Here is a 4,228-nt window from a genome sequence, read left to right on the forward strand (position 1 = left end):
AGTAAAAAATGGAAAAACTTAAATAATTTAATTCATTAAAAAACAAGAACATGAAAAAGCTCATTTATTTAATCAGTTTGGTAGGTATTTTAACATTATTTAATTCCTGTTCGGCAGGCTATGTTTCCGAAGAACCTAGATACCAAGAAGGCTCCAGACCTCAACGTCCTAGTGACAGTCATATTTGGATAGAAGGCAACTGGTATTGGAATAATCAAACACGCTCTTATAATCATAGGGATGGTAATTGGATACTGCCGCGTCAGGGTCGCACTTATGAATCAGGTCATTGGACTAAAACCAGACAAGGGTATCGTTGGGCGCCAGGTAGATGGCGATAATTGTTGCAAAAAATTTAACTTTTAAAAATATCATTAAAAATTAATCCCTAAAAAATATTATGAGCAATCTTCTTTACACCATTGCAGTAATTTTAATCATCTTTTGGGCAATCGGATTCTTTGCTTACGGTATAGGATCAATCATACAACATACTACTTGTTATTGCAATTATTGCCATAATATTAAGACTTATTCAAGGAAGAAAAAACTGATTTTCCGGGATACCCAGTTTATCCCGCCAGTGAAGACATTTATAGCAATTACGATAAAGAGATAGACATAAATCCGGAAGATATTTCTAAAAAGAAAGAAGTAATTGAAATTGATAACGTTAGTACATTGAATGAAAAAGATTTTGAAGACGATGTGTCAGGCAGCGACTTAGACATCCCGTGTTCGGAATTAGATGACGAACAGGAAAATATCGGAAGAGAAGATGAGGAAAACAACCATTATAGTATAGGTGGTGACGATCATAATAATTTAGAGGAAGATAATGGATAAAAGCTAAAAGAAATCAATAAAAGTAACTGTATTCAGTACAAAATTGAAAGATTATTTTCTTTTGGTAATGTCGTGATTACAATCTATCAAGGTTTTTTTACAAAGGAAAAGAAGCACTTGGTCAAATTGCCATAATGAAACTAATAATAAATTTTATGGATTTTGAAAATGGATTACCATTGGAGAATGAAGTAAAAAATGGAAAAACTTAAACAATTTAATTCATTAAAAAACAAGAATATGAAAAAACTCATTTATTTAATCAGTTTGGTAGGTATCTTAACATTATTTAATTCCTGTTCAACGGGCTATGGCTATGTTTCCGAAGAACCTAGATACCAAGAAGGTTCCAGACCTCAACGTCCTAGTGATAGTCATATTTGGATAGAAGGCAACTGGTATTGGAATAATCAAACACGCTCTTATAATCATAGGGAGGGCAATTGGGTAAGACCGGATCAGGGTCGTACTTATGAATCAGGTCATTGGACTAAAACTGGACGTGGTTACCGATGGGTGCCGGGCAGATGGCGATAATTTTGCGAAAAATTTAACTTTTAAAAATATCATTAAAAATTAATCCCTAAAAAAATTATTATGAGCAATCTTCTTTACACCATCGCAGTAATTTTAATCATCTTGTGGGCAATCGGATTCTTTGCTTACGGCGCAGGATCAATCATACACATACTACTTGTTATTGCAATTATTGCAATAATATTAAGACTTATTCAAGGAAGAAGAATTTAAGAAATTATTTAAACATCTTTGTAAAAGGACAGGAACTTAAATTCCTGTCCTTTTATATTTAGCATCTTTTAACTTAACCCGTTTTAATTTAATAAATCACAATCAACCAATACTTCTATTTCGATAAAATTAGACATATAAAAAATATATTTCCTACAAAAAATTAAAAAAAATAAAGTTGAGCATAAAAATTATTGTTTTTACTATTAACTTTCTTCGAAATGACCCCAAACGAGAACACGCTTATTGAATTTTATACCAATCTTGCCAATGCAAAAGCAGCCCAAATGTGTGAATGGTGCAACTAATTTCAAAAGCGATATAACACTTTTAAAATAAATATAATTACCTTTATATCAATAACTTAAGAATAATAAATATGAAAACATACAAATTATTCACCCCTAAAAAGGTTGGTGCTATAGAATTAAAAAATAGAATAGTAATGGCACCTATGACAAGATGCAGAGCAATTGGAAATATTCCCAATGAACTGATGGCGGAATATTACAAACAACGTTCAAATGCTGGATTAATCATATCCGAAGGTACATCACCATCGCCTAATGGTCTTGGATATGCCCGAATGCCCGGTATATTTAGTAAGCAACAAGTGGAAGGTTGGAAAAAAACAACAGAGGCGGTTCATAAAAATGGAGGAAAAATAATTGTTCAACTAATGCACTCCGGAAGAATCAGCCATCCGCTGAATATGCAGGAAGGAACACAGATACTTGCGCCTTCGGCAGTAAAAGCTGCTGGACAAATGTGGACAGACTCGAAAGGGTTGCAAGACTTTATGGTACCAAAAGAAATGACAACGCAAGATATTTTGCATGCAAAAACAGAATATATTACTGCTGCAGAAAACGCTTTGTTTGCAGGATTTGACGGAGTTGAACTCCATTCGGCTAACGGTTATTTACTTGAAGAATTTCTATCGCCGATAAGCAACGTCCGAAAAGATAATTATGGTGGAAGTATTGAAAACCGATGTAGATTTGTGATTGAAGTAGTGACATCTGTGGCACAGGCCATTGGGAAGGAAAAAACAGGTATTCGTTTATCGCCTTATGGAGTGGCAAGTGATATGCCTCATTATCCCGGAATAGATGCCGCTTATGATTACCTGTCTAAAGAACTCGACAAACTTGATATTGCCTATATTCATCTTGTGGATCATTCTGCAATGGGGGCTCCTCCTGTTCCTTTGGAAATCAAAAAACTGATACGGCATAATTTTAAAAACACCCTTATTCTTTGTGGTGGCTATGACAAAGAAAGTGCCGAAGCGGCTATTGAAAGCGGACTTACTGACCTCGTTGCATTCGGACGACCGTTTATTAACAATCCCGATCTTGTGGAAAGATTTAAAAACAATTGGTCCTTATCACAGGATCTCAATATGGATTTATTCTACACTGCTGATGAAAAAGGATATACCGATTATCCGTTTCATAAAGTTTGATTAAAAAAGTCTGTATAGAGACAATGCATCAAAAACTCATTCAAATCAAACTTAAAATGAAAGATAAATCCCAACTATTAGATTTATTAGGAGATGGAAAAGACTTTTTGTTGAATCATGTCTGTAAAACCATTACGAAAGATCAGATTCATTTGCCCAATCCGTCGCATATTGATGATTATTTTTTGCAAAGTAATCGGAATGGGCAAACGATTCGAAGTTTAACGCAATTATACCAACATGGCAGACTTTCGGGTACTGGTTATCTTTCTATTTTGCCCGTAGATCAAGGTATTGAACATACTGCGGGAAGTTCCTTTTCTCCAAACCCCATTTATTTCGATCCTGAAAATATTGTAAAATTAGCCATTGAAGCAGGTTGCAATGCAGTGGCTTCCACGATGGGAGGATTAGCGATGTTATCCAGGAAATATGCCCATAAAATTCCGTTTGTAGTCAAAATCAATCATAATGAACTGATGACCTACCCCAATAAATACGATCAAATTATGTTTGCGAGTGTCCGAGATGCTTGGAATATGGGTGCGGTGGCTGTGGGAGCGACCATTTACTTTGGCTCAGCCGAATCTGACAGGCAAATAATAGAAGTGGCAAAGGCTTTTGAAAAGGCACATAATTTGGGTATGGCTACTATTCTTTGGTGCTATTCCAGAAATAACGCATTTATAAAGGACGGCATAGATTACAATACCGCAGCCGATATTACCGGACAAGCCAATTACTTGGGTGTTTCCGTTCAAGCAGATATCATTAAACAAAAATTACCAACCCATAACGGTGGTTTTACAGCTGTAAAGTTTGCCAAAACCAATCCTGTTATGTGCACCAAATTATGCAGTGACCATCCCATAGATTTATGCCGATACCAAGTGGTGAATTGTTATTCGGGACGCATTGGCATGATAAATTCCGGAGGAGAATCAAAAGGAGAAACTGACTTGGCAGAAGCCATAAAAACAGCCGTGATAAACAAACGGGCTGGTGGAGCTGGAATAATTATGGGTCGAAAAGCCTTTCAACGTCCATTTGGCGAAGGCGTAAAACTCATAAATGCGGTACAAGAAATTTATTTGGCTAAAGAAATTACCATAGCATAAAACCTGTTTTATAAATAATACCATTGGTTAGTATATTTTAGTCCAA

General features: G+C 35.4%; 7 protein-coding genes. All 7 read left to right on the forward strand.

The features are described from left to right. Positions 1-50: 50 nt before the first annotated feature. A complete protein-coding gene (locus tag B2145_RS01270) occupies positions 51-341 on the forward strand; it encodes a hypothetical protein (protein ID WP_291097323.1) in 291 nt (96 codons plus the stop codon). 59 nt (positions 342-400) lie between these two features. Then, entirely contained in the window at positions 401-619 is a 219-nt protein-coding gene (locus B2145_RS01275) for a lmo0937 family membrane protein (protein ID WP_349677762.1), read from the forward strand. A gap of 89 nt (positions 620-708) precedes the next feature. Further along, positions 709-846 carry a hypothetical protein gene (locus tag B2145_RS01280; protein WP_291097324.1) on the forward strand — a complete coding sequence of 46 codons (138 nt, stop codon included), beginning with the start codon at positions 709-711 and terminating at the stop codon, positions 844-846. A gap of 240 nt (positions 847-1,086) precedes the next feature. Then, complete coding sequence (locus tag B2145_RS01285; RefSeq protein WP_291097326.1) at positions 1,087-1,383, forward strand: hypothetical protein; 297 nt, start codon at positions 1,087-1,089, stop codon at positions 1,381-1,383. Between the two features lie 60 nt (positions 1,384-1,443). After that, entirely contained in the window at positions 1,444-1,596 is a 153-nt protein-coding gene (locus B2145_RS01290; RefSeq protein ID WP_291097328.1) for a lmo0937 family membrane protein, read from the forward strand. Between the two features lie 379 nt (positions 1,597-1,975). Beyond that, a complete protein-coding gene (locus tag B2145_RS01295; protein WP_291097330.1) occupies positions 1,976-3,064 on the forward strand; it encodes an alkene reductase in 1,089 nt (362 codons plus the stop codon). A gap of 56 nt (positions 3,065-3,120) precedes the next feature. Next, on the forward strand, positions 3,121-4,182 hold the full coding sequence (locus B2145_RS01300; RefSeq protein WP_291097332.1) for a class I fructose-bisphosphate aldolase: 1,062 nt from the start codon (positions 3,121-3,123) through the stop codon (positions 4,180-4,182). Positions 4,183-4,228: the final 46 nt, after the last annotated feature.

This window comes from Flavobacterium sp. UBA5153 (assembly GCA_002413745.1).
Lineage (GTDB): Bacteria > Bacteroidota > Bacteroidia > Flavobacteriales > Flavobacteriaceae > Flavobacterium.